This window comes from Tritonibacter scottomollicae (assembly GCF_032924845.1).
Classification (GTDB): Bacteria; Pseudomonadota; Alphaproteobacteria; order Rhodobacterales; family Rhodobacteraceae; genus Epibacterium; species Epibacterium scottomollicae.
The window spans coordinates 4,135,760-4,160,013 of the sequence record NZ_CP136704.1 but is presented as its reverse complement, the minus strand read 5'-3'; the positions used below and the strand labels follow the sequence as shown (position 1 = coordinate 4,160,013).

The following is a 24,254-nucleotide window of genomic DNA, read 5'->3' as shown; positions in this document are numbered from 1 at the left end:
GCAAGAGGGCGACCCAACGGGCCGCCCTCTTCGCTATGGGAAACGTGATGTCCCCGCAGACCGCATGTCAGCTGCGGCCCTTCCACGGCACCAGGATGTCCTCGGCCTTGCGCATCAGGATATCGATGCCGTAACCAATAACACCGATCAGGATGATCCCCATGATGACAATATCCGTCAGTTGGAATTTCGACGCAGCGATAATCATCATGCCAGCCCCCTTCTGAGCCGCCACCAGTTCGGCGGCCACCACGGTGCCCCAGCAGACCCCCATCGCAACACGCGCCCCGGTGAAGATTTCCGGCAGCGAGTTCGGCACGATGACATGGCGCAGGATCTGCGGCTTTGACGCACCAAGCGAATAGGCAGCGTGCACCTTGGTGATATTGACACCTGACACCCCTGCCCGCGCGGCAATGGTCATGATCCAGAGCGCGGCAAGGAACAACAGAACGATCTTGCCCGTCTCCCAAATGCCGAACCAGATGATCACCAGCGGGATCAGCGCCAGTGGCGGCACCGGTCGCATGAACTCCACGATCGGATCGAACCAGCCTCGCACCCAGGAGCTGAGCCCCATGGCATAGCCAAGCGGAATGCCCACCAGCGCGCCAAGGGCAAAGCCCGCCAGCACCCGCAGAAGCGACCAGCCCAGGTGATCCCAGAGGGTGAAATTCTGATAGCCTTCGGATGCGATTTCGATGAAACGGGCCACCACCGCCTCGGGGCTGGGCATCCAGATCGGTTCCATCTGAAAGCCCTTGTCGGGCGCGAAATTGAGCGACCCGCGCCGCGACATGGTGACACTGCCGTCAGGCACTTCGACCGTTTCGCCCGGCACAATGGGCTGTCCCTCGACTGCGGTGACCGTGACATCCTCGCCATCGTTGCGGGAGGCCTTGATCAGAACAGAGCGCCAGACCGTGACCACCTCGGCGTCATCCTGAGCAAAGCTGCTATTCGGGCTCACGTCAGGTGCCGGGACGTCCTCGCCAAAGTCATGCACCCGAACATGCACACGCGCGTCAGCGGTGGTGCCATCCGGCGCGGTGGCAGTGTAGCTGAAGCTGGTATCACCCCGAAAGGGTCCGGGCACATGGATCGGAACCAGCCTGGAGTCGGTAAACGCACCCCAGATCAGAAAGATCACCAGGACAGAGATCACAGAGGCGGCCCGGTTAGGCGTGATGGCGCTTTCGTCACCGAAGGTCACGGTTTTCAGACTGTTGAAGTTCACACCACTGCGGCTGCGGTCCTGAATGCGGTCGACGATGAAATAGGCAATGGTGAACAGGGCCACATAGGCCAGCAGGATCAGAAGACCAGTCATGCGGCACCCTCCGAGCGACCCATGATTTCCTCTTCCATTTCCCAGATCATCGACAGGATTTCATCGCGTGTCTCGGCAAATCCGTCGAGTTTCTTCACATCGCGCAGATCCATGTTGACGCCATGATCGGCAAAGGGAAGCCGGTACTCCTTGTGGATGCGTCCTGGTCGGGGGGCCATCACCAGAAGGCGTTCCCCCAGCAACAAGGCTTCTTCGACGGAATGGGTGATCAGGATCACCGTCTTGCCGCTCTTTTTCCAGAGTTTCAGAACCAGCGCCTGCATCTTCTCGCGGGTCAGCGCATCCAGCGCCCCCAGAGGTTCGTCCATCAGGATCACATCCGGATCATTGGCCAGGCAACGCGCCAGTGCGACCCGCTGTTGCATGCCGCCAGACAGCTCGTAGACTGCCTTCTCGCCGAAATCCTGCAGGCCGACAGTGTCCAGCAGCTGATCGCAGATGTCGCGCCGTTCAGCGACAGGCATCCCCTTCATGCGAGGGCCGAATTCGACGTTTTCACGCACGCTCATCCACTCGAACAGTGCGCCCTTCTGAAACACCATACCGCGCTCGGGTGCTGGCCCCGTCACGACGTGGTCGTTCATCCGCACAGCGCCTTCGGTGGGGGCGAGAAACCCGGCACAGATGTTCAGAAGCGTGGTCTTGCCGCAGCCAGACGGGCCCAGCACCGACATGATCTCACCCTTTTCAATCTCGATGGAAACGTCTTTCAGCGCCTGAATATGCGTGCCGTTGGGCAGGTCGAATCGCATCGACAGGTGATCGATATGGAGGCCATCCATGGGCTGCTCCTGCTCTTGAAGTGAGTATTTGAGAGAATGGAGAGACGCCATCCGACGCCTCTCCTGCGCCACGAATTGTCAGCGCTTACTCTGCAACGGCTGCAAGGTGACTGGCATCAACCGATGCCTCATAGCTGTCTAGAACCTGCGGGATTGACCCTGCATCGGCAAAGACCTGTGCCACCCCGCTCATGAAGGTCTGCACGCCACCACCAAGCCATTTGTCACCGAGCTGATCTGAAACCGACGGGAAGGTGAACGTAGCCAGCGACGCCTCTGCCGCAGCAGGCTCCATGCCCGCATCCTTGGCGATCACCGGCAGCATTTCGGCCGTGTGCTCGCCAGAGTTCCACATCGCATTCATGTCTGCTGTCACCTTCAGGAACTGCGACAGCAACGCGCCCTCTTCAGCCGCGAAATCAACGGGTGTCGAGGTGACATCAAAGACGAGAATGCCAAGGTCTTCTTTCTCGGCGCCGGTCAGCAGCACGTTGCCGTGCTCCATCATCCGTCGCAGGCCGCCACCATATCCGCAGGCCATGTCGACATTCCCCTGCGACAGGGCAACCGCGCCCTCCGGTGGTGCCATGTCGACGATCTCCATCTGGGAGATATCCACCCCGAAATGGTTCATCTGCGACAGAAAGCCGTAGTGCGCCGCGGTGCCGATCGGAACCGCAACCTTCTTGCCCACCAGATCAGCGGTGGTGGTCTTATCAATTTCCAGGTTCGTGGCCACGACGCAATTGTCGTTCTCGGAGTAGCTTACCGCCACGTCGACCACCTGCAGCGCCTGCCCCGCAGAGACCGCCACCACAAATGGCGGCAAGCCCTGGCTGACCGCAATCTGCACATCGCCCGAGGCCATTGCCGCCGACATTGCCGTGCCGGTATCAAAGGACACCCAGTTGATATCGACGCCCAGCTCCTCTTCGTAGAGGCCCATGGCCTTGCCGTATTGGAACGGCATCGGCCATTCCAGGAAATAGGCCACCGTGATCTCGTCTGCCATCGCCGTCGTGCCGGCAAGCAGGGCCAGGGCAGCGGATGTGGCGCAAAGTTTGGTCTTGAAAGACATTAGGGGTTCCTCCGTGTTGAACCATATCGCGATCAATCGCGTTTTTCTGGAGGTCGCTTTCTTTGAGAATTTTTATGCGGACCTGCGCAAATCGTTGCGATCCACACCCCACCTGACAACCGTGACGATAACACTGGCCCCACGAAAACTGGATTCTGGGCTTATCTGGGCGCGTTTTTTGCCTCTGAGAGGGCAAACTGGCCTTATCCGAGCCAAAGCCGCAGCTACGCGCTCCGGTAGGCCGCAGCAGCAGATCAACTTGCGTAGATCTGCCCCCAGCGTTCCAGCAAGGCCTGCTGCAAGCGTTTGGCGCGGCGGTTCCAGCTGCGCCCGCCTGGGGGACGCTCCCGCTGGGCCCGGCTGATCGCAGCCCGCGCCCGCAGGTCAGCGGAAAAGATTGCAAACGCCATCTCGCGCCCATCCTCGGCGGTGACAAAGCCCCCCAGCCCCGAGACGAAATTCAGCGTCCCGGTCTTCGCCACGACCTTGATCGGATGGGATTTGATCGGCCGCCCTTTTGCATCCTGCAGATAGATCCGTTTCAGGAGGGGGCGCAATGCTCCGGTCCGGTTTGCGACCACCAGCGCGCGCAGGAGGTCGGTGGCGGTCAGTCGCGATTTATCGCCAAGCCCGGAATGATCCACCATGCGGCTGGACTGCATGCCCAAGGTCGCCGCGGCCCAACGGCTCATCACCGCACCGGAATCGGAGAGCGAGCCGGGGCGCTCGCCCCGCTGCACGCTGGCCGTCATGCCGATCATTTCCGCCATGAGGTTGTTGGAATACTTGAGCATCGCCTTCAGCAAGGCCGACAGCGGATCGCTCTGATACTGGGCGACCATTTCGCCGGACGGCAGACGATCGGTCTGTTTCGGGGTCGGCAGGGCCAGACCATGCGCACGGGCCAGCGTCTGGAATACGTCCCCCGCATAGAGCGCAGGATTGCGCACCGGCAACCAGCGCGCACCGCCATTGCCAAGCGCGCCGCTGGCTACGGTCCAGTGATCGACCCCCGCCTTGTCATCATAGGTGTAGACCGGCAGATCCCGTCGCACGACGGCCATTTTTGAGCTATACACATCCGGGCGAAATTTCTCGGTCCGGGCGTCCATGGTGATGGCCCAGCTGCTGCCCGCGCGCTTCCATTCAAAATGCACCCGGTTGAAATTCAGGGCGATACCGCTCACCGCGGGGCTATACCCCAGATGGTCGGGCTGGCCCGGATCGATCGATTTCACAAATGGCAACATGCTGTCCCAGACCAGGAACCGGCCAGTGACGCGCTGAATCCCCTTGGCCTTCAGGGCCGCTGCCAGTTCACCAAGCCCATCGGTGCTCAGCGTCGGATCACCACCGCCCACGAGCACCAGATCACCCTTCAGAACACCGTTCTGCACCGGACCCGTCGCGATAAGCCGGGTGCGAAACCGATAGCCTGCACCGAGCGTATCCATCGCATAGAGCGCTGTTACCACCTTTGCCACGCTGGCCGGTGGCAAAGGTGCATCCGCGTTTACACTCTCCAGCAGCTGGCCGCTATCTGCATCCGCAACCGCACAGACCACCTCCCCCGACAGGCCGGCATTCTTCAGGATCGTCTCCAGCCCCTCGCGACCGGGGCTGAGCGGGTTGAGCCCGCGCATCTTCGGACGCGGCGCGGAACTGGGTGCATGGGCAAGCGCCGGGCCGGAACCGAGGGCAGCAAGAGCGGAGATGATAAGGCGACGGCGTGAAATCATGATGCGCAAGTTGAATCAAATTCCCTTGCATTCGGCAATTGCCTTATTCGCAATTTGCCAAAGAAGTTTCTGTGACGGCCAAAAAAACCTGCCATCCAGCCCCGTTAGTCGGACCATTCACCGCGCTTGCGGATTTCGGTTGAGGACGCATCGACCATGGGCACGTTGAGAAAACACCAGGCCGGGGCCTCGGCACGCGCCAGTCGCTGGCTCTGCCAGGCCGGGATGCGATGGGCGCCATAAATGCGGGCGGCGGGCGACAGCCGCGCCGAGATCCGCTCTCCCGGGCGCGCCAAAACGCCGACGGGCACAGTGTTCAGGATGTCGCGCCAATCTTTCCAGCGGTGGAAATGGGCAAGGTTGTCGGCCCCCATCAGCCAGACAAAGCGCACATGCGGATAGGTGGTGCGCAGGTGCCGCAGGGTCTGGGCAGTGTAGCGCGTGCCCAGACGGGCCTCGATATCCGAAATCCGCACCCGCGGATGATCCATCATCGCCCGCGCTGCCGCCATCCGCCGCGCCATGGAGGCCGGCGGGTTTTCCTTCAGCGGATTGCCCGGGGTGACCAGCCACCAAAGCTGGTCGAGGTTGAAGCGTTTCAATGCCGCCAGGGAAATCTGCACATGCCCCTGATGCGGCGGATCAAAGGATCCGCCCAGCAGGCCCACGGTCATGCCCGGGCGCAGGAAGGGGTACGCAGTTTTCATCGCGGGATTGATGCGCAGATTTGGAAGGGGATGGCAACGGGCGATGCAATGCACGCAATGCCTGCGCCTGACTTTGAGAGAGAAACGAGGATGGTAGGAAAGAACTACCTGCCGAAATCTAGGAGATATTCGATGTTATAAAATTGCGGTCACGGATCTTAATCCCAAGCAAAGAAAATACCATGCTGGACGGCGTTGCACGTGGCTGCTGCAATGCCGGAGTTCTTCGAACAGAGGAGATTCCAGCATGGTCAAGAAAGCAACGCGCCTCGCCCGCTTCGCGGAAGCCGTCGAGGATCAACCTGTCGTCGTCGGTCTCGACGTTCACAAAAAGACCTATTCCGTCGCCCTGTTCTCGTCGCAAGACGGTCAGGTCGAGAGCTATACCTGTCCAGCCGGAGAGGCGGCGCTCGCCGCGCAGCTTTCGGGCCTGGGCTGCTCCATCGAGCATATCGTCTATGAGACCGGGCCAACCGGCTTCGCCTTGGCCCGCACATTGATGGCCGCAGGATTTAAGGTATCGGTGATCGCCGCCTCGCGCATCCCGCGCGGCTACGCAGCGGCGGCGAAGAACGATCGGCTGGATGCGGTGAAGCTGGCGACCTACTTCGCGCGGGGATTGCTGCATTCCGTCGCCATTCCAACCGTCGAACAGGAAGGCTACCGGGCGCTCGTGCGGCGGCGGAAGCGTGTCGCGGAGAGCCGGGGCAAGATCAAGCAGAAGATCAAGGGCTTCCTGCTCGCGTCCGGCATCGGCGAACCGCAGAGTATCCAGAAGTGGTCTCTGGCCGCTTCGGCAGACCTGTCGGCATTGGATATGCCGCCGGAACATCGCATGTCGCTGGCCTCGATGGTGCGTGAGTACCTTTTCTTGCTTTCCGAAGACAAGATGCTGCGCGCCGAGATCAGGACGGCAACGAAACGGATGCACGCAGAGCGGTTCGCGCACCTGACATCTGTCGTCGGGGTCGGCGAGACCGCCGCATCGAACTTCTTGGCCGAGCTGTTCTCTCCCGAACGGTTCAACCGCCCCGAGGAAGTGACCTCCTATCTCGGTCTCGCACCTGTGGTCAGCCAGAGTGGTGGCAGTCAAGCCCGGGCCAGGATCAGACCCGTGGGTCAGAAACGCTTACGCGGCATCCTCATCGAAGCCGCATGGCAATGGACGTGGCGAGACCCCGAAGCGAAGGAACTCTACAATCGACATTTTGCGAAGCATGGGATCGGGCAGAAGGCCATCGTGGCCGTCGCCCGCAAGCTCGCGATCAAGCTTTGGCGCATGGCGGTAGAGATACCGCCCGTGTCAATGGAGGGTGCCGCGCGCGGGGCCTGGTCGGGATAACCGACAGTAGAAAAGGGCGGCACCCTCATCTACCGGCGCGTACCGAAAGCGGTACTTGGTGATCCTGCATCTTGACAGGCACGAATAAGAAAAGGCTTACGCAAGCCGGTAATAGCTCTGGCATGGCCTCAATTCTGTGGCGTGACACGCACGCAGGATGGGTTTTTGTGGCTATAGGCAAGGTCGGCAGTGCGGACTTTTCGGACTTTGCCTGAACGTGCGCCAATGTCTGCTCTAGCAAGAATCGTTCGTCAAACGATCCTTTTGGCGGGGACGGCGTGATTGTATAGTGTGCCAGTTCGAGACTGGGTACTCGTTACGAGGTCATCGGCTGATACAACCCAACTTGCCGCTAGACGTCCCCTCTTGACCAATTGAGAAAGCTTATATTCTCTTTGCGATGAAGGAGAATATTATGGCAATTCCAGCCTCAAAGTCAGAGTTGCTAGATGCAATTTCTGAGACGTTTGACAAGTTGATAGTCGACTTGTTGAAGGTGCCGAAGGATCGTGCGCGAGAATGCTCACTCGAAGGTCACGTAAAAGGAACAACCATGAGTGCCGCCGATCTTGTGTCTTATCTCATTGGCTGGAACGAGCTTGTTTTGAGTTGGCTGGATCAGGATGACAAAGGACAGGATGTCGATTTTCCCGCAACGGGTTTTAAGTGGAATGAGCTGGGACAGCTCGCGCAGAAATTTTACAAAGACTGCGATGGCGTCGACTACCACGACCTTTTGGACCGCTTGAAAAAAGCCAAGGAAAACCTCGTCGAAACAATCTCGGCACGTTCGGATAATGAACTCTATGGCGGGCCGTGGCATGGCAAATGGCCGAAGGGTCGGATGATCCAGTTCAACACGTCATCGCCTTATGCAAACGCGCGTAGCCGTATCCGCAAGTGGCTCAAGACCCAGACGAGAGTTCAGCTTCGCCAAAGTCCAGCATAGCGGTCATCCGTGCATTGCGCAGCATCGGTCACTTCGGGCTCCAAGCCGCCATTGGGAGCTGGGTTGAGCACTCGCAGCATTGCCAGCTGCACTTGACAGTTGTCCACATAAGAAAGGCCCCGCGAAATGCGAGGCCTTTCCGTTGGCTATTACCGCACAAACTTCTTGTGCTTCAACCGCTTGGGCTCCAGCGCGTCCGGTCCCAGACGGCGCTTCTTGTCTTCTTCGTAGTCCTCGAAGTTGCCCTCGAACCACTCCACATGTGCGTCGCCTTCAAAGGCGAGGATGTGTGTACAGATCCGGTCGAGGAAGAAACGGTCGTGCGAGATCACCACCGCGCAGCCGGCGAAATCGACCAGCGCGTCTTCCAGTGCCCGCAGGGTTTCCACGTCCAGATCGTTGGTCGGCTCATCGAGCAGCAGCACGTTGCCGCCTTCTTTGAGCAGGCGCGCCATATGGACCCGGTTGCGCTCACCACCCGACAGGAGGTTCAGCGTCTTCTGCTGATCACCGCCCTTGAAGTTGAACGACGAACAATAGGCGCGGGAGTTGACCTGGGCATCCCCAAGTTCGATGACTTCCGCACCGCCCGAAATCGCCTCCCAGACCGTGTCCTTGTCGTTGAGGTCATCACGGGACTGGTCGACGTAGGAGAGCTTTACCGTATCGCCATATTCGACCGAGCCAGCATCAGGTTGCTCCTGTCCGGTCAACATCCGGAACAGGGTCGATTTACCGGCGCCGTTGGGGCCGATCACACCGACGATACCGCCCGGCGGCAGCGAGAAGTTCAGCCCTTCGACAAGCTGCTTGTCGCCATAGTGCTTGGCCAGGTTTTCCACCTCGATCACCTTGGAGCCCAGACGCGGGCCATTCGGGATCACGATCTGGGCGCGCCCGACCTTTTCCCGCTCGGAGGTATTGGCCATCTCGTTATAGGCCGAGATCCGCGCCTTGGACTTGGCCTGACGGGCCTTCTGTCCCTGACGCATCCATTCCAGTTCGCGCTCCAGCGTCTTCTGGCGGGCCTTGTCCTCGCGAGCTTCCTGCTGCAGGCGCTTGGCTTTCTGCTCCAACCAGGCAGAATAGTTGCCTTCGTAGGGAATGCCGCGGCCACGGTCGAGTTCGAGGATCCAGCCAGTGATATCATCCAGGAAGTAACGGTCGTGGGTGACGCAGAGGATGGTGCCCTTGTAGTCGATCAGGTGCTGCTGCAGCCAGGCGATGGTCTCGGCATCGAGGTGGTTGGTCGGTTCGTCGAGAAGCAGCATGTCGGGCGCTTCCAGCAGCAGTTTGCACAGCGCCACGCGGCGTTGCTCACCACCTGAAAGGTCCTTGATGTCCGCGTCATCCGGCGGGCAGCGCAGCGCCTCCATGGAGACGTCCACCTGGCTGTCGAGATCCCAGAGGTTCTCGGAATCGATGGCGTCCTGCAGGGTCGTCATCTCTTCCATCAGCTCGTCGGTGTAGTTTTCGGCCATCTCGACGGCGATCTGGTTGAACCGGTCCACCTTGGCCTTTTTCTCAGCCACGCCGAGCATGACGTTTTCACGCACCGTCAGGCTTTCATCCAGCTTCGGCTCCTGCGGCAGATAGCCGACCTTGGCACCTTCCGCGGACCAGGCCTCGCCGGTGAAGTCCTTGTCGAGACCGGCCATGATGCGCATCAGGGTCGATTTACCGGCGCCGTTGACGCCGACAACACCGATTTTCACGCCCGGAAGAAAGGATAGGTGAATGTTTTCAAAGCATTTCTTACCACCCGGGTAAGTCTTGGAGACACCCTGCATGTGATAGACGTACTGGTAGGAGGCCATGGGATTGCTCCGTCATTAGGGGAAAGAGGTTGGCCGCTGTGATAACGCGTGCGCCGGGCAGGAGCAATCGCTGCAGTGCTTGCATGTCCCCGCCCTCCCCAAGCGAAGCGCGTTTATCGCGTGCCGTTCCGTTACCTTCCATAATCTGACCACATTTCTCGACAATGATCGTGCGGACGGCAGCCCTTGATCCCCTGAGGCAAGGACAGCAATCTGTGACAGGAGGCACGGCATGATCTTGGCAGCACTATTCCTTGCAATCATTACAGGTGGACTGGCCGCCTTGGGTGCCGCAGTGATGTTCAATGCAACATTCTGGAGCTGTCTGGGCATCTACGTGCTGGTCGGAAGCCTTACCACGCTCAGCGTCGCCTGTCTGGCCGTCCTGCTGCAGCCCCGCCATGATGCGGACGCAGAATCCGGCGAAATCGAGTTGGCACACGTCTGACAAGCACAGCTCACCTGTAGCGATCAGATCCATTTTCTGCCGATTGCGAAGCTGTCGTTAACCTTTCTTAAAGATTCTCCATGCTACCTTAGCGTGCGTAACTGAGTCGAATTTCGCGTCGACACACCTCGCCCATAGCGGCCCTAGCGACCGCATGATCATCAAGAGAGGATTGCAACAGAATGGCACTTGCAGGTTTGTTTCTCGGTATGATCGCAGGATCGACAGCTGCGTCTGTTGGTTTCTTTGCGTTTGACCTCTCCGTCTTGGTTTGTCTCGCAATCTACTCGTTCGTGGGCGCGGCGAGTGTGTTTGGCATCGCCGTTCTCAGCTATGTGTTGCGCAACCAATCCTCTGACTGGACGACCTCGGGCAGTCACGAAACAGCCGCTGGCTGATCTGCCCCCCCCCACTGGCACATGATTAAGAGACCGTGCACCTGATGCGGGATCAGCCTGCGTCGGCGGACCTTATAATCTCGATCAGTTCATGTAGCTTTGGCACCATCGCGGCGATGTTGGCGGCCACTCCATCCGCATTGGGGTGAATCCCATCGTCCTGCATGAAGGCACCCAGCTGTGCCGGATCATCACCAGCGCGCTCCACCATTCCCTCAAATGCAAATCCATGAAGCACGACGCCATTGTCCTGAGCGAGATCTGCATAGATGCTGTCAAATTCAGCCTTATAGGCCGCGCCAAAATTGCCCGGCGCCTGCATGCCGATCAGCATTACGGCTGCTCCGGCCTTCAGCGACGCCTCAACGATATGAGACAGATTTTCTCGCGCATTTTCAGGCGGCAGTCCCCGCAGCAGATCATTGCCGCCGAGCAGCACAATCACACCATCCGGTTGATCCGCCAGCGTCCAATCAATCCGCGCAGCGCCGCCCGCCGTGGTATCGCCGGACACCCCGGCATTGGCCACAACAACGTCCAGGCCTTGCGCCTCGAACCAGGACTGCAACTGCGGCACGAACCCCTCACCCTGCGCCAAACCATAGCCCTGCACGAGACTGTCCCCGAAGGCGGTTATCTTAATCGCATCTGCATGCACAAACGGCGTCGACATCATCAACGCCGTGAAAGTCGCCGCAATCTGCTTTAGAAACTTGCGCATGGTGGTGGGCACTCCATATCAGTTTAGGATCAAAAAAACACAGGCAGCCCCTTATGAGCACTGACGCCCGCCCCGTTCTCTCACTTCAAGATGTGCATTTGTCGCTGAATGGCAATACCGGCCCGGTGTCGATCCTCGAGGAGATCAGCCTTGACGTGCGGCGGGGCGAAACGCTGGCGCTGGTGGGACCATCGGGGTCGGGCAAGTCCTCGCTTCTGATGGTGATGGGCGGGCTGGAACAGGCCACCGGTGGCGCCGTGCACGCCATGGGCGAGGATCTGACCCGGCTGGACGAGGACGCGCTGGCCCGGTTTCGCCGCGCCCATATGGGGGTGGTGTTCCAGAGTTTTCACCTGATCCCGACGATGACCGCGCTCGAAAACGTCGCCACGCCGCTGGAACTGGCGGGCGCGCGCGATGCCTTTGACCGGGCCCGCGAAGAATTGGATGCCGTGGGGCTTGGGCATCGCTGCGACCACATGCCCGCGCAGCTATCGGGCGGTGAACAGCAGCGGGTGGCGCTGGCGCGCGCGGTGGTGACACGACCAGAGATCCTTTTGGCGGATGAGCCCACGGGCAACCTCGATCAGGCCAATGGCGCACAGGTGATGGACCTGCTGTTCGACCTGCGCGACCGTCATGGCTCGACACTGGTGATGGTGACCCACGCACCCGACCTGGCAGAGCGCTGCGACCGCACGGTTCACCTGCGCGATGGGCGCATCTTGCCCGACAGCCAGCGTGAGGCGGCGGAATGAGCACCACCGACCTGCCCGCCCCAGGCCAATTTCGCCTCGCCTGGCGCTTTGCCCTGCGCGAGCTGCGCGGCGGTTTGCGCGGGTTTCGCCTGTTTCTGGCCTGTCTCGCGCTTGGGGTTGGCGTCATTGCCGCCATCGGCTCGATCCGCGCCTCCATCGAGGCGGGGCTGACCCGCGAAGGCGCAAGCCTGCTTGGTGGCGATGCAGAGCTGACCTTCACCTACCGCTTTGCCACACAGGATGAGGCCGCGTGGATGGCGGAGGTCGCCCGCGACCGCTCCGAGGTGGTGGAGTTTCGCTCCATGGCGGTGGTGGATGACGAACGCGCGTTGACACAGGTGAAATCCGTCGACGCCGCCTATCCCTTGCGCGGAGAGGTCCGCTTGACGTCTGGCGTGCCGCTGCACGAGGCCCTCGCCGAGGTTGATGGCCGCCCCGGCGCGGTGATGGAGCGGGTTCTGGCGGACCGGCTGGGGCTAAGCGAGGGCGATTTTTTCAACCTCGGCACGCAGGAATTCCGCCTGAGCGGCCTTATCGAGTGGGAACCGGACGCAGCCGGGTCGGGCTTTTCCATCGGGCCGCGCACGTTGGTGCGCACGGACGCGCTGGTGCAGTCTGGATTGCTGGCGCCGGGCACGCTCTATTCGACCAAATACCGCCTGACCCTGCCGCCTGACGCCGATCTGCAAGCGCTGGAACAAGACGCCCGTGCGCAGTTCGAAGACAGCGGCATGCGCTGGCGCGACGCGCGCAACGGCGCGCCGGGGATTGCGCGCTTTGTCGAGCGTTTGGGCGCGTTTCTGGTGCTGGTGGGTCTCTCGGGGCTGGCCGTGGGCGGCGTAGGCGTCTCCACCGCGGTGCGCGCCTATCTCGCCACCAAGACCGAGACCATCGCCACCCTGCGCACGCTTGGCGCCGAACGGCGGGTGATCTTTCTGACCTATTTCCTGCAGATCGGCGTGTTGTCGCTCTGCGGTATTGCGCTGGGGCTGGTGCTGGGCGGGGTCGGGCCGCTGCTGCTGGGGCCGCTGATCGCAGCACAGCTGCCGTTTCCGGCGGTGTTTTCCGTCTACCCCGGGGCACTGGCCGAGTCCGCACTCTACGGTGTTCTGACGGCGCTTCTCTTCACCCTCTGGCCTCTGGCCCGGGCAGAGCGCATCCGGGCCGCCGCGCTCTACCGTGATGCGGTGGGCGGGCCCATGCAGTGGCCCGCGAAGCGCTATATCCTTGCCACCCTGGCGACACTGGGCTTGTTGATCGCGGCGGCTGCGCTGTTCAGCGGTGCGCCCGCACTGGCGCTTTGGACGGCGGGCGGGCTGATCGGCGCGCTGATCGTATTGCTGATCGCCGGGGCCGCCATCGGCTGGCTGGCCCGGATCAGCAACCGGCTGGCGCGCGGTAAACCCGCGCTCCGCTGGGCGCTGGCCTCCATCGCCTCCACCCGCGACGGCGCAATGCCTGCTGTGCTGGCGCTGGGGCTTGGCCTGACAGTGCTGGCCGCAATCGGTCAGATCGACGGCAATATGCGCCGCGCCATTGCGGGCAACCTGCCGGATGTTGCGCCGTCCTATTTCTTTGTCGACATCCAGCGCGACCAAATGCCCGCCTTTCTGGAGCGCGTCGAGGGCGACCCGCAGGTGAGCAAGGTGGACAATGCGCCCATGTTGCGCGGCATCATCAACCGCATCAATGATCGCCCCGCCAAGGAGGTCGCAGGCGATCATTGGGTTATTCGCGGAGATCGCGGTGTGACATACGCCGGCGCCAAACCCGCCAGTACCAATGTAACCGCGGGCGAATGGTGGCCGGAAGATTACACCGGCGCACCACAGATTTCATTTGCCGCCGAAGAGGCCGAGGAAATGGGCCTAAAGCTCGGCGACACCATGACCATCAACGTGCTTGGTCGCGACATCACTGGCAGTATCACCAGTTTCCGCGAGGTGGATTTTTCCAACGCGGGCATGGGGTTTGTTCTAACCATGAATGAGGCTGCGCTGATCGGCGCACCGCACAGCTATATCGCCAGCGTCTATGCAGAAGAGGAAGCCGAAGCCGCCATCCTGCGCGATGTGGCCCGCGCCATGCCCAACATCACCGCGATCCGGGTGCGCGATGCAATCGACCGGGTGTCGGAGATCCTCGGCCAATTGGCCACCGCGACCGCCTATGGCGCGGCGGCAACCCTGTTCACCGGCTTTCTGGTGCTACTTGGCACGGCAGCGGCGGCGGAACCGGCACGGCGATACGAGGCGGCACTTTTGAAGACACTGGGCGCGCCCCGTGGCCAGATCCTGCGCAGTTTTGCCTTGCGCTCTGCCCTTCTGGGTGCGTCGGCGGGCAGCGTGGCCCTGCTGGCGGGGATACTGGGCGCTTGGTCCGTCAGCCATTTTGTGCTGGAAACCGACTATGTGGTGATCTGGCCCAATGCGGTCGGAGTGATCGGCGGCGGCGTTCTGGTGACGCTCTTTGCCGGATTGGCCTACGCATTGCGCCCGCTGGCGGCACGACCGGCACGGGTGCTGCGTGCGCGCGACTAGGGGTGACCCTAGGCGTGCGCCGCCGCTTCGGGACCGGGACAGGACATCGGCGCCAGAATACGCTGCAACTCGAAATTGTCGCAGGTCAGGCTATCCAGCCTGACCCCGTCCAGCGCAGTGTAGAACGCCTCTCCCGCACGGGTCAGGGCATCACGCAGGCGACAGGCCGCCACCAGCGGGCAGGTATTGTCGGCATCGGCAAAGCATTCAACCATCGGCAATCCGCCCTCAACCTGCCGGAAGACATCGCCGATGCAGATATCGCTGGCCGCCCGCCCCAGGGTCAGCCCCCCGTTGCGGCCACGCTGGGTCTTCAGAAACCCAAGCTGGCTCAGTTGATTGACCACTTGGGCCAGATGGTTTTCCGAGATGTTGCAACGCTGCGCAATCTCGGACTTGGTGACAAGGCGACCCTCGTGCAGGGCACAATACATCAGCAGACGGACCGCGATATTGGTTCTTTTTGTGATACGCATTGAAGGGCCCTCTCCCGGAGACGGTGACAGCCCAGTGTTGCAAATTGCGACAAAAAGCGGTTTGACATACATCAAAGCCCCCTCAGAAAACGACAAGGCCTCATGACACCGCATTTCTTCGGCTTCGGCAGCCTCGTAAACACCGCCAGCCATATCTACGGCAACACCCGCCCCGCGCGATTGGCGGGCTGGAGGCGCGCCTGGGTGCACACGCCGGAGCGCAATCTGGCGTTTCTAAGCGTCCGCCCGGCACATGGACATGTGATCGAAGGGCTGCTGGCTGCGGTCCCGAACGGCGATTGGGCCGCGCTGGACGAACGCGAAACCGGCTATGTGCGCGTCGATGTGACAGCACAGGTGGCCCATGACATGGCCCCTGCCCCGCAGATCTCGCTCTATCAGGTGCCGGACGAGACCCAGGACCCGGGCGCAAACGGCCACAAGATCCTGATGAGCTATCTCGACGTGGTGCTGCGCGGCTATACGCAGGTCTTCGGCGAGGGCGGTGCGCGGGCCTTCATGGCCACGACGGATGGCTGGGAGACGCCGATCCTGGATGACCGCGCCACCCCCCGCTATCCACGCCATCAGGAGATCACAGCCGAGGAACGCACGCTTCACGATACGCTGATTGCTGAGGCAGGCGCACGGGTTCTGGCGGACGACGTATGATCTCGCGCAGCCTCCTGCTGTTGCGTCGCGTCACGCGACAGCTGTGGTTCCGGGTGGTTGCGATCTCACTGTTCTCATTGCTGGCTTTGGCTGTAGCGCCACTGCTGGCGCCTATTCTGCCGCAGGAGTGGGAAAATAGGTTCGGGCGCGATGCAGTGCTGCCTGTACTCAACATCCTTGCCACCGGCATGCTGGCGGTGACCACCTTCTCGCTCAACGTCATGGTCAGCGCATATCGCACTGCCTCCACCATGGCGACGCCGCGCGTCTATCGGCTGCTGCTGGAGGACACTGTGACACAGAGCGTGCTGGCGACCTTCACCGGCGGCTTCGTCTATTCGCTGAGCGCGATCATCCTGTTCCGGGCCAGGCTTTACCCGCCCGGCGCCGCCTTTGTGGTGTTTGTGATGACCGTCCTGGTGGTGGCGCTGATCGTGATCGCCATCCTGCGCTGGATCGACCACCTGTCGGATCTGGGCAGCATGGACCACACCCTGCGCCTGATCGAGACCCGCACCCGCAATAGCCTGCAGGCGCGCAAGGACACACCCAGCCTCGGCGGGTGTTGCGACACGTCGGAGCCGCCAGCGGATGCGCGTCCGATTGCCGCTGCTGAAAGCGGGTTTGTCCGGTTCGTCGACATGCCCGCGCTCAACGCCCGTGCAGAGGAGGCGGGCGTCACCATTCACCTGACCCGCCTGCCGGGCGAGTTCGTGCTGCGCGGGCGGCCGCTTGCCATGGCGCAGGGTGCGGATAAGGATTTCTGCACCGAAGCCACGGGTCTGATCGACATCGGCGACGTGCGCAGTTTCGAGCAGGACCCGGCCTTCGGGCTGACCCTGCTGGCCGAAACCGCGCAGCGGGCCCTGTCACCCGGTGTAAACGATCCCGGCACCGCGATCGAGGTGATGGGCCGCATCGAACGGCTGTTGTGGGAGACCCTGCCCGATGGCACCGAGACCGAGGGAGGCGAGGTCCGTTTCCCGCACATCCACCTGCCGCCGGTGACGGCGCAGGAGCTGCTGAAGGCATGTTTCCCCCCCATTGCACGCTGCGCCGAGGATGCGCCGGAGGTGATGCAATGGATGGATAAAGCGCTCAGCGAGCTGGAGCACCACCCCAACACCGCCATGACCAAAGCGGCACGCAAGATGCACAACAGTTTCTTCGACTAGGCGCTTGTAACCAAAACGGGCAGAGCCTGCGCCCTGCCCGTTTTTGATTGTCCGATATTCAGCTCGCAACCTCAGTCTCAGCCGCGCGCGCGCACCGTCTCCATCAACGCCAGCAGGGCGGACATGTCCGGGCCGCGCTCCATGCCGGTGACGGCCTTGCGCAGGGGCATGAACAGCCCCTTGCCCTTGCGGCCGGTCTTTTCCTTAACCGCGGCCGTCCATTTGCCCCAGCTCTCGCTGTCGTAGGGGCCTTCGGGCAGCAGCGCCATCGCCTCGGCGATGAATTCCTTGTCCTCGTCGGCGATCAGCGGCTCGGCGCCATCACGGCAGAGCACCCACCAGCCCTCAAGATCCTTGAGCGTGGTGATATTCTCCTTCGCCACCGCCCAGAAGGCCTCCTGCTTGTCCTCGGGCACGCCCGCCGCTGCCACATGCGACTGCACCGCCGACAGCGGAAGCCCCTGCAGATAGCGCGCGGTCAGCGGATAGAGATCATCGGCATCAAACTTGGTCGGCGCGGAGCCGAACCGGTTGATGTCGAAGCCCTCGACAAGCTCTGCCATCTCGTGGCGCAGCTCCACCGGGTCGGACGAGCCCAGACGCGCCATCAGTGACAGGAGCGCCATCGGCTTCACGCCCGCCTCGCGCAGGTCGCGCAGCGCCAGCGTTCCGAGGCGTTTGGACAGCGCCTCGCCCTGCGGACCGGTGAGCAGCGAGTGATGCGCGAATTCCGGGTGGCCATGACCCAGCGCCGACATGATCTGGATCTGTGTCGCGGTGTTGGTCACGTGATCGGAGCCGCGCACCACATGGGTCACGCCCATGTCCGTGTCATCCACCACCGAGGCGATGGTGTAGAGCACCTGCCCGTCGCCGCGGATCAGCACGGGGTCGGACACGGAGGCCGCATCAATGGAGATGTCGCCAAGGATGCCATCGTTCCAGTCAATCCGCTCATGGTCGAGCTTGAAACGCCAGACGCCATTGCCACGCTCGGCGCGCAGGGCGTCCTTCTCAGCATCGGACAGCGTCAGCGCAGCGCGGTCATAGACCGGCGGCTTGCCCATGTTGAGCTGCTTCTTGCGCTTGAGGTCCAGTTCCGTCGGGGTCTCGAAGGCCTCGTAGAAGCGGCTGATCTCGCGCAGCTTATCGGCGGCCTCGGCATAGCGGTCGAGCCGCTCGGACTGGCGTTCCACCTTGTCCCATGTGAGGCCGAGCCATTCCAGATCCTGCTTGATCGCGTCGACGTATTCTTCTTTCGAGCGCTCGGGATCGGTGTCGTCGATGCGCAGGATGAATGTCCCGCCGGCCTTGCGGGCGATCAGGTAGTTCATCAGCGCGGTGCGCAGGTTGCCCACGTGGATATAGCCGGTGGGCGACGGCGCAAAACGGGTGGTGGTCATCGCAATTCTCCTGTTGGTCGTTGATCTGTCACAGGCGCGCGGAATTGTCCAGTTTTCGCGTCTTTGGCTGCAAAGATGCGCCCCTGTCGGGGCGCGGCCTCCGGCGGAGGTATTTGGGAAAAGATGAAGGCGGTGTGTGCTCCCACGCATTCGTGATCGGGCTTCAGGGGACTTTGCGGATCGGTGCGCTAGGCTTGGATCATACCATTCAACAGGGAGACCAAGAGGATGACATTAAAGCTATCCCGCCGTGCCGCGCTGGCCGGTGTTGCCGCCGCCCCGATTGCCGCGACCGTTGCTGCGCCCGTGAGGGCTGCGGGCGATAAGGCCGCCATGACACCTTTGCATGCCCGCGCCTTCAAGGTCGGGGATTATACCGTGCACAGCCTGCTTGCGGGCAGCACCGGGCGCGACGGGGTGCAGGATATCTTTGGCGGCGGGGCCTCGGATGAGGCGTTCGCCCAAGTGGCAGAAGAGAATTTTATCTCTGACACCAATGCGCAGTTCTATTTCACTCCGACGCTGGTTGATACCGGCGCGGAAAAAATCCTGTTCGACACGGGCCTCAACGCGGGCGGCATCACCTCGGCGCTGGCGGATGCGGGCGTGACACCCGACGAGATCGATGTAGTGGTGCTGACCCATATGCACGGCGACCACATCGGCGGCATGACCGACGACAGCGGTGCAGCCACCTTTGCCAATGCGCGCTACGTGACGGCGGCGCGGGAGTATGACCACTGGACCGGCCTGCCCGAGGGCAATGGCGGTGCGGATCGGGTGCGGGCCAAGGTGGCGCCGCAGGCCGAGAAGATGAGCTTTATCGAGGATGGCGGCACGGTGGCCTCCGGGGTGACCGGCATGGCGGCCTTCGGGCATACGCCGGGCCACATGGTCTACATGATCGAGAACGGCGGCCAGCAGCTTTTGCTGACAGCGGATCTGGCGAACCACTATGTGTTCCCCTTTGCACATCCCGAATGGCAGACCAGCTTCGACACCGACAAGGACGCTGCCTCTGCCACCCGACGCCGGGTGCTGGATATGCTGGCAAATGATCGCACGCCGATGATCGGCTATCACATGCCCTTCCCGGCTGCCGGTTTTGTGGAAACGCGCGGCGACGGCTTTCGGTTTGTGCCGGTGAGCTATCAGATGATGGACTAGGACCTCAGTCCCGCCGGTCGGCGGTCAGTAACGGCTGAGGCGGAAGGGGCGCGGATCAACTATGGGCGTGTCCCCCGTCACCAGATCCGCTGTCAGCCGCCCGGCACCGGGGCCGAGCCCAAAACCGTGGCCGCTGTAGCCGGTGGAGACAAACAGGCCGGGACGGGCCTGCACCTCTGAAATCACCGGAATTTCATCCGGGGTCACATCGATCAGGCCACCCCAGCTTTGGGTGACATCAGCCTTTTCCAGCGCCGGGAAGGCATCACGCACCGCCGCAAGCCCACGGCGCAGGGCCTTTTGCGAGGGCTGAGGATCAAGCACGCGGGTTTCCTCAAACGCGGTGCGATCCTGGGCGGTCCAAGGGCGGGCCTCGCGGGCCTCGGTGCTCCACCGATCGGACAAGCGGAACCGCAGGGCGGTGACATCCTGCAGGAAGGCCGAAATGAAGCGGTGCCCGATGCGGAAGGTGTCGGGCACGATGTCAAAGGTGCTTTCGCCACCCGACGCAACGGTATAGCCGCCATCTGCGCGTTTGCGCAGGCCAAAGCCCGCCGCCCAAAGCGCGGTCTCCGGCACGCCCTCGACCGGAGAGAGGCGCATCACGGAGTTGAGCACCTTGAGTTGCGGCAGGAAAATTCCCTCGTTGCGCAGGAACAGACGCGACCAAGCCCCCCCTGCGACCACCACCGCCGTCGCGGTGACGCGGCCCTTTTCGGTAACAACGCCGCGAATGCGTCCGGCCTCCACATCCAGCGTGCGCACGGCGCAGCCAGTGACCACCACGGCGCCCTTGTCGCGCGCGGCTGAGGCTATGGCGTGGGAGGCCATCTGCGGTTCGGCGCAGCCGTCCTGCGGTGTGTGAAAACCTGCGCGCAAACGTTGGCCATAGCCCGGCGTCAGCGCCTCCAGCGCCGCACCACGCAGCATATGTCCCTCACCGCCGATGTCTTTCAAATGCTCGGCCCACGCCAGGAGTTCAGCCTCGCGCTTGCGGCTGCCAGCGGTGAACATGATACCGCATTTGGTATAGCCGGTTGCATGGCCGGTGCGTTCGTCCAGGCCCTCCCAAATGCGCTGGGAATGGGTCATCAGCTCCATTTCGCGGGGGTCGCGCTGGGACATGCGCACCCAGCCCCAGTTGCGCGAGCTTTGTTCGCCCGCGATCTGGCCCTTTTCGCACAACAGCACCGAATGGCCCCGTTCAGCAAGTTCCAGCGCAGTGGATGCGCCCACGATTCCACCGCCAATCACGACGACATCAACCGCGTTTGGCAGCACGCGGTCCGAATTGAAATGAGGCAGCTTTGGTCCGGGCATGGGTCTGTTCTATTCCGTCAGGAAAGAGGGGGTCTAGCCGTGCATGACAGTCTTGAGGCCAGTTTCCGCAGCCTGTGTTCTTCCGGCCTCAACCAAGGCCGGAACGGTCATATTGTCCAGACCTGGACAGTCCGATCAGCTGGGATCACGCCAGCGATTGACGATTGGATAGCGCCGGTCAAGCCAGAAGGCCCGCTTTGTCAAGCGAGCACCGGGTGCGGACTGAAAACGTTTGTATTCGCTGATAAAAAGCAGGTGTTCCACCCGTTTTGCTACATCGCGATCAAAGCCTGCAGCGACGCACTCCGCAATAGACCCGTCCTGATCCACAAGGATATCGAGAATCGCATCCAGCTCGGGATAATCCGGCAGGGAATCGCTGTCTTTCTGGTCCTCGCGCAGCTCCGCCGACGGGGGCTTGTCGATCACATTCGGGCGGATCACCTCGCCCTCTGGCCCCATCATCCAGTCGCGGTGATTGGCATTGCGCCAGCGGCAGGTCTCAAACACGCGCGTCTTGTAAAGGTCCTTGATCGGGTTATAGCCGCCGTTCATATCGCCATAGATGGTGGCATAGCCCACAGCCACCTCGGATTTATTGCCAGTGGTCAGCAGCATCTCGCCAAATTTGTTGGACATAGCCATCAGCAGCAGGCCGCGCAGTCGCGACTGGATGTTTTCCTCGGTGAGGTCCGCATCACGGCCCGCAAAGAGCGGCGCAAGCGTATTGCTGATCGCATCACGCCCTTCAGAAATCGGCACATAGTCGTAGTGAACGCCCAGTGCTTTGGCCACGGCCTCGGCATCCTCCAACGATTCCTTTGAGGTGTATTCGGACGGCAGCATGACGCAGCGCACGTTCTGCGCGCCCAGCGCATCCACCGCGATGGCGGCGACAATTGCCGAGTCCACGCCCCCCGAAAGGCCCAGCAGCGCTTTTTTAAACCCGGTTTTGCCCATGTAGTCGCGCAAGGACAGTACCATGGTGCGATAATCCTGCTCCCACGCATCGGGCAGATGTGCCTTTTCGCCCTCTTGAATGCGCCAGCCATCGGCGGTGCGCTCCAGATCGAGCTGCGTGATGCATTCGTCGAAGACCGGCATCTGAACCGCCAATGCACCATGCGGGTTCAGGGCAAAGCTGCCGCCGTCAAAGACCTGATCGTCCTGACCGCCCACCATATTGAGGTAGATCACCGGCAGACCGGTCTCGATCGAGCGGGCCACCATGTGATTGTAGCGGGTCTCCATCTTGCCACGATAATAGGGCGAGCCATTGGGGATCAGCAGGAATTCGGCGCCGGTTTCTTCCAGCGTCTCGGCCACATCCTCATGCCAGCCATCCTCGCAGATCGGGCTGCCGATGCGGGTATTGCCAACGGAGTATGGCCCGCCCAACGGTCCCGCATCAAAAATCCGCACCTCGTCGAATACTGTCTCGTTTGGCAAATGGTGCTTCAGGCATTTGGAGGCAATCTTGCCGCCCTTGAGGATCAGATAGGCATTGTAGAGCTTGCCATCCTCGACCCATGGGCTGCCGATCGCCAGCGCCGGACCATCCGCCACTGCAGCGGCCAGCGCCTCGACCTCGGCAATCGCGGCCTGATGAAAGGCCGGCTTCATCACCAGATCCTGCGTGTTGTATCCTGTGATGAACATCTCCGGCAGCGCCACGAGATCAGCGCCGGCGTCGCGCCCGGCCTGCCATGCGGTGCGCGCCTTGGCGGCATTGCCTGCCAGATCACCAACTGTCGGGTTCAATTGCGCAAGCGTGATGCGAAAACTATCGGCCATCTGACGGGTCCTCGGATTCATGTCTTAGCAAGCCGTGTATCAGATCCCTGCCGAAGGGGAAGCCTATGGGGGCAAAACCGTTGCGACCGGGCCGCTGCTGACATAGGTTTGCGGACAAGCAACCCAATTCCAGGCAGCGCTCGAACGACTTGAGGCAACTGAGGTTTCCATGATCCGCATCGGCTCCACACTTATCCTGACTTCCCTGCTGGCGCTGACCGCGGCGGGCGCCGGGGCTCCCGCATTTGCACAGGACGGACAGGTCCTGACCACCCAAGACGAGATCGGCGGCGTCTATGAGGGGGAGTTCAAGGGCGGACTGCAACACGGTCAGGGCACCTACAAGCTGCCCAACGGCTATGAATATTCCGGCCAATGGGTCGATGGAGAGATCCGTGGCACAGGTGTCGCGCGTTTTCCAAATGGGTCAGTCTACGAAGGCGAATTTGCCAAGGGCAAACCCGAGGGCATCGGCAAGATCACCTTTGCCGACGGCGGCACCTATGAAGGGGAATGGAAAAACGGCGTGATCAACGGCCAGGGCGTTGCGATCTATGCCAACGGCGTGCGCTACGAGGGCACATTCGTCAACGCCAAGCACCACGGCCGTGGTGTGATGCAGAACCCCGGTGGCTATGAATACGAAGGCGATTGGGTCGAGGGTCGCAAAGAAGGCACCGGCAAGATCACCTATCCCAATGGCGCCACCTATCAAGGCGGCGTCAAGGACGGTAAACTCGACGGGCTTGGCACCTTGGTGATGCCCGACGGCCTCAAATACGAGGGCGAATGGGGCGACGACCAGATGAACGGTATGGGCACCCTGACCCAGCCGAACGGCGACGTCTACGAAGGCGCGCTGGTCAGTGGCCGCCGTCAGGGCGAAGGCAAGCTGACCTATGCCAATGGCGATGTCTACGAAGGCATGTTCGAAGACGACCTGCGGCAGGGCCAAGGGACCTACACCGGCACCGACGGATATCTCTACACAGGCCAGTGGCAGGCCGGCCAAATCGAGGGCGAAGGCAAGGTGACCTACCCCGACGGCTCCGTCTATGTTGGTGAGTTCCGCGATGACCTCGCCCATGGCACCGGCAAGATCACCTACCCAGATGGCTCCACCTACGAAGGCGAATGGGTCGCCGGGGTGATCGAGGGCGAAGGCACGGCCACCTACCCCAATGGCACCGTCTACGAAGGCAGTTTCAAGAACGCCAAGAACGATGGTCAGGGCGTCATGACGTCACCGGAAGGGTATCGTTACGAAGGTGGTTGGAAGGACAGCCTGCGCCATGGCGAGGCGAAGGTCACCTATGCCGACGGATCAATCTATGAGGGCATGTTCAAGGATGGCCAGCGCCATGGCACCGGCAAGATCACCCGCCCCGATGGCTTCAGCTATGAGGGCGACTGGGTCGAGGGCAAGATCAACGGTGAAGGGGTCGCCACCTATGCCAATGGCGACGTTTACGAGGGCAGCTTCGTCAACTCCAAGCGCCAGGGACCGGGCACCATGCGCTACGCGTCCGGGCAGGAGGCATCGGGCACTTGGGACAATGGCGCATTGTCTCGCGGCGAAGAGAGCCCGACCGACGACGCCAGCGAATAACCCCACCC

Annotated in this window: 21 protein-coding genes; 10 read left to right on the top strand and 11 right to left on the bottom strand. The window is 61.8% G+C overall.

The genetic code is table 11. The features are described 5' to 3' along the window. Positions 1 to 67: 67 nt before the first annotated feature. The 5 genes from R1T40_RS20505 to R1T40_RS20485 form a co-directional block, all read right to left on the bottom strand. Positions 68 to 1,330: an ABC transporter permease gene (locus R1T40_RS20505; RefSeq protein WP_317385473.1), complete on the bottom strand. Its 1,263-nt coding sequence runs from the start codon at positions 1,328 to 1,330 to the stop codon at positions 68 to 70. Then, the gene (locus R1T40_RS20500; RefSeq protein ID WP_317385472.1) at positions 1,327 to 2,133 is read right to left on the bottom strand and encodes an ABC transporter ATP-binding protein; all 807 of its coding nucleotides are present in this window, start codon (positions 2,131 to 2,133) and stop codon (positions 1,327 to 1,329) included. Before R1T40_RS20500 ends, R1T40_RS20505 begins: the two co-directional genes overlap by 4 nt. Positions 2,134 to 2,218: 85 nt before the next feature. Continuing rightward, positions 2,219 to 3,211 (bottom strand): taurine ABC transporter substrate-binding protein, encoded by a 993-nt coding sequence (locus tag R1T40_RS20495; RefSeq protein WP_317385471.1) that lies wholly within the window; start codon positions 3,209 to 3,211, stop codon positions 2,219 to 2,221. A gap of 254 nt (positions 3,212 to 3,465) precedes the next feature. Then, the gene (dacB, locus tag R1T40_RS20490) at positions 3,466 to 4,950 is read right to left on the bottom strand and encodes a D-alanyl-D-alanine carboxypeptidase/D-alanyl-D-alanine endopeptidase (RefSeq protein WP_317387014.1); all 1,485 of its coding nucleotides are present in this window, start codon (positions 4,948 to 4,950) and stop codon (positions 3,466 to 3,468) included. Between the two features lie 104 nt (positions 4,951 to 5,054). Then, a complete protein-coding gene (locus R1T40_RS20485) occupies positions 5,055 to 5,657 on the bottom strand; it encodes a nicotinate-nucleotide adenylyltransferase (protein WP_317385470.1) in 603 nt (200 codons plus the stop codon). Positions 5,658 to 5,904: 247 nt separating this feature from the next. On the opposite strand from R1T40_RS20485, the gene R1T40_RS20480 reads away from it, so the two are divergent. Continuing rightward, positions 5,905 to 6,999, top strand: a complete 1,095-nt coding sequence (locus R1T40_RS20480) for an IS110 family RNA-guided transposase (RefSeq protein WP_165798175.1) — start codon at positions 5,905 to 5,907, stop codon at positions 6,997 to 6,999. A gap of 415 nt (positions 7,000 to 7,414) precedes the next feature. Next, positions 7,415 to 7,948: a ClbS/DfsB family four-helix bundle protein gene (locus R1T40_RS20475; protein ID WP_317385469.1), complete on the top strand. Its 534-nt coding sequence runs from the start codon at positions 7,415 to 7,417 to the stop codon at positions 7,946 to 7,948. Between the two features lie 149 nt (positions 7,949 to 8,097). Here R1T40_RS20475 and ettA read toward each other — a convergent pair whose 3' ends face one another. After that, positions 8,098 to 9,765: an energy-dependent translational throttle protein EttA gene (gene ettA, locus R1T40_RS20470; protein WP_106163763.1), complete on the bottom strand. Its 1,668-nt coding sequence runs from the start codon at positions 9,763 to 9,765 to the stop codon at positions 8,098 to 8,100. 232 nt (positions 9,766 to 9,997) lie between these two features. Here ettA and R1T40_RS20465 point away from each other — a divergent pair, with 232 nt between their 5' ends. Then, on the top strand, positions 9,998 to 10,213 hold the full coding sequence (locus R1T40_RS20465; RefSeq protein WP_106163764.1) for a hypothetical protein: 216 nt from the start codon (positions 9,998 to 10,000) through the stop codon (positions 10,211 to 10,213). A gap of 182 nt (positions 10,214 to 10,395) precedes the next feature. Next, on the top strand, positions 10,396 to 10,611 hold the full coding sequence (locus R1T40_RS20460) for a hypothetical protein (RefSeq protein WP_106163765.1): 216 nt from the start codon (positions 10,396 to 10,398) through the stop codon (positions 10,609 to 10,611). Positions 10,612 to 10,663: 52 nt separating this feature from the next. On the opposite strand, the gene R1T40_RS20455 is transcribed toward R1T40_RS20460, so the two are convergent. Beyond that, a complete protein-coding gene (locus R1T40_RS20455; RefSeq protein ID WP_317385468.1) occupies positions 10,664 to 11,332 on the bottom strand; it encodes an arylesterase in 669 nt (222 codons plus the stop codon). Positions 11,333 to 11,385: 53 nt separating this feature from the next. On the opposite strand from R1T40_RS20455, the gene R1T40_RS20450 reads away from it, so the two are divergent. Then, complete coding sequence (locus tag R1T40_RS20450) at positions 11,386 to 12,090, top strand: ABC transporter ATP-binding protein (protein ID WP_106163767.1); 705 nt, start codon at positions 11,386 to 11,388, stop codon at positions 12,088 to 12,090. After that, positions 12,087 to 14,630 (top strand): ABC transporter permease, encoded by a 2,544-nt coding sequence (locus R1T40_RS20445; protein ID WP_317385467.1) that lies wholly within the window; start codon positions 12,087 to 12,089, stop codon positions 14,628 to 14,630. Before R1T40_RS20450 ends, R1T40_RS20445 begins: the two co-directional genes overlap by 4 nt. 8 nt (positions 14,631 to 14,638) lie before the next feature. On the opposite strand, the gene R1T40_RS20440 is transcribed toward R1T40_RS20445, so the two are convergent. Further along, positions 14,639 to 15,106, bottom strand: coding sequence for an RrF2 family transcriptional regulator (locus R1T40_RS20440; RefSeq protein WP_317385466.1), 468 nt, complete (start codon positions 15,104 to 15,106; stop codon positions 14,639 to 14,641). A gap of 102 nt (positions 15,107 to 15,208) precedes the next feature. Here R1T40_RS20440 and R1T40_RS20435 point away from each other — a divergent pair, with 102 nt between their 5' ends. Both R1T40_RS20435 and R1T40_RS20430 read left to right on the top strand, forming a co-directional pair. Continuing rightward, a complete protein-coding gene (locus R1T40_RS20435) occupies positions 15,209 to 15,778 on the top strand; it encodes a gamma-glutamylcyclotransferase family protein (protein WP_317385465.1) in 570 nt (189 codons plus the stop codon). Then, the gene (locus tag R1T40_RS20430; RefSeq protein ID WP_317385464.1) at positions 15,775 to 16,953 is read left to right on the top strand and encodes a DUF2254 domain-containing protein; all 1,179 of its coding nucleotides are present in this window, start codon (positions 15,775 to 15,777) and stop codon (positions 16,951 to 16,953) included. The genes R1T40_RS20435 and R1T40_RS20430 overlap by 4 nt, the downstream gene beginning before the upstream one ends. Positions 16,954 to 17,030: 77 nt before the next feature. Here R1T40_RS20430 and gltX read toward each other — a convergent pair whose 3' ends face one another. Beyond that, on the bottom strand, positions 17,031 to 18,356 hold the full coding sequence (gltX, locus tag R1T40_RS20425) for a glutamate--tRNA ligase (RefSeq protein ID WP_317385463.1): 1,326 nt from the start codon (positions 18,354 to 18,356) through the stop codon (positions 17,031 to 17,033). 228 nt (positions 18,357 to 18,584) lie between these two features. On the opposite strand from gltX, the gene R1T40_RS20420 reads away from it, so the two are divergent. Beyond that, positions 18,585 to 19,523 carry an MBL fold metallo-hydrolase gene (locus R1T40_RS20420; RefSeq protein WP_317385462.1) on the top strand — a complete coding sequence of 313 codons (939 nt, stop codon included), beginning with the start codon at positions 18,585 to 18,587 and terminating at the stop codon, positions 19,521 to 19,523. Between the two features lie 24 nt (positions 19,524 to 19,547). Here R1T40_RS20420 and R1T40_RS20415 read toward each other — a convergent pair whose 3' ends face one another. Together R1T40_RS20415 and R1T40_RS20410 are read right to left on the bottom strand one after the other, a co-directional pair. Beyond that, positions 19,548 to 20,843: an NAD(P)/FAD-dependent oxidoreductase gene (locus tag R1T40_RS20415; protein ID WP_317385461.1), complete on the bottom strand. Its 1,296-nt coding sequence runs from the start codon at positions 20,841 to 20,843 to the stop codon at positions 19,548 to 19,550. Positions 20,844 to 20,978: 135 nt separating this feature from the next. Then, complete coding sequence (locus tag R1T40_RS20410) at positions 20,979 to 22,637, bottom strand: NAD+ synthase (RefSeq protein ID WP_317385460.1); 1,659 nt, start codon at positions 22,635 to 22,637, stop codon at positions 20,979 to 20,981. Positions 22,638 to 22,806: 169 nt separating this feature from the next. Between R1T40_RS20410 and R1T40_RS20405 the strand changes: the two genes are divergently transcribed. Further along, positions 22,807 to 24,246 carry an MORN repeat-containing protein gene (locus tag R1T40_RS20405; RefSeq protein WP_317385459.1) on the top strand — a complete coding sequence of 480 codons (1,440 nt, stop codon included), beginning with the start codon at positions 22,807 to 22,809 and terminating at the stop codon, positions 24,244 to 24,246. The last annotated feature ends 8 nt before the right edge of the window (positions 24,247 to 24,254 follow it).

Bases quoted from the DNA above. Each gene is read 5' to 3' on its own strand.
- ettA (WP_106163763.1), bottom strand. From the start codon at position 9,765: ATGGCCTCCTACCAGTACGTCTATCACATGCAGGGTGTCTCCAAGACT.
- R1T40_RS20445 (WP_317385467.1), top strand. From the start codon at position 12,087: ATGAGCACCACCGACCTGCCCGCCCCAGGCCAATTTCGCCTCGCCTGG.
- dacB (WP_317387014.1), bottom strand. From the start codon at position 4,950: ATGATTTCACGCCGTCGCCTTATCATCTCCGCTCTTGCTGCCCTCGGT.
- R1T40_RS20440 (WP_317385466.1), bottom strand. From the start codon at position 15,106: ATGCGTATCACAAAAAGAACCAATATCGCGGTCCGTCTGCTGATGTAT.
- R1T40_RS20480 (WP_165798175.1), top strand. From the start codon at position 5,905: ATGGTCAAGAAAGCAACGCGCCTCGCCCGCTTCGCGGAAGCCGTCGAG.
- R1T40_RS20405 (WP_317385459.1), top strand. From the start codon at position 22,807: ATGATCCGCATCGGCTCCACACTTATCCTGACTTCCCTGCTGGCGCTG.
- R1T40_RS20410 (WP_317385460.1), bottom strand. From the start codon at position 22,637: ATGGCCGATAGTTTTCGCATCACGCTTGCGCAATTGAACCCGACAGTT.
- R1T40_RS20450 (WP_106163767.1), top strand. From the start codon at position 11,386: ATGAGCACTGACGCCCGCCCCGTTCTCTCACTTCAAGATGTGCATTTG.
- R1T40_RS20455 (WP_317385468.1), bottom strand. From the start codon at position 11,332: ATGCGCAAGTTTCTAAAGCAGATTGCGGCGACTTTCACGGCGTTGATG.
- R1T40_RS20415 (WP_317385461.1), bottom strand. From the start codon at position 20,843: ATGCCCGGACCAAAGCTGCCTCATTTCAATTCGGACCGCGTGCTGCCA.
- R1T40_RS20420 (WP_317385462.1), top strand. From the start codon at position 18,585: ATGACATTAAAGCTATCCCGCCGTGCCGCGCTGGCCGGTGTTGCCGCC.
- R1T40_RS20485 (WP_317385470.1), bottom strand. From the start codon at position 5,657: ATGAAAACTGCGTACCCCTTCCTGCGCCCGGGCATGACCGTGGGCCTG.
- R1T40_RS20435 (WP_317385465.1), top strand. From the start codon at position 15,209: ATGACACCGCATTTCTTCGGCTTCGGCAGCCTCGTAAACACCGCCAGC.
- R1T40_RS20475 (WP_317385469.1), top strand. From the start codon at position 7,415: ATGGCAATTCCAGCCTCAAAGTCAGAGTTGCTAGATGCAATTTCTGAG.
- R1T40_RS20465 (WP_106163764.1), top strand. From the start codon at position 9,998: ATGATCTTGGCAGCACTATTCCTTGCAATCATTACAGGTGGACTGGCC.
- gltX (WP_317385463.1), bottom strand. From the start codon at position 18,356: ATGACCACCACCCGTTTTGCGCCGTCGCCCACCGGCTATATCCACGTG.
- R1T40_RS20500 (WP_317385472.1), bottom strand. From the start codon at position 2,133: ATGGATGGCCTCCATATCGATCACCTGTCGATGCGATTCGACCTGCCC.
- R1T40_RS20460 (WP_106163765.1), top strand. From the start codon at position 10,396: ATGGCACTTGCAGGTTTGTTTCTCGGTATGATCGCAGGATCGACAGCT.
- R1T40_RS20505 (WP_317385473.1), bottom strand. From the start codon at position 1,330: ATGACTGGTCTTCTGATCCTGCTGGCCTATGTGGCCCTGTTCACCATT.
- R1T40_RS20430 (WP_317385464.1), top strand. From the start codon at position 15,775: ATGATCTCGCGCAGCCTCCTGCTGTTGCGTCGCGTCACGCGACAGCTG.
- R1T40_RS20495 (WP_317385471.1), bottom strand. From the start codon at position 3,211: ATGTCTTTCAAGACCAAACTTTGCGCCACATCCGCTGCCCTGGCCCTG.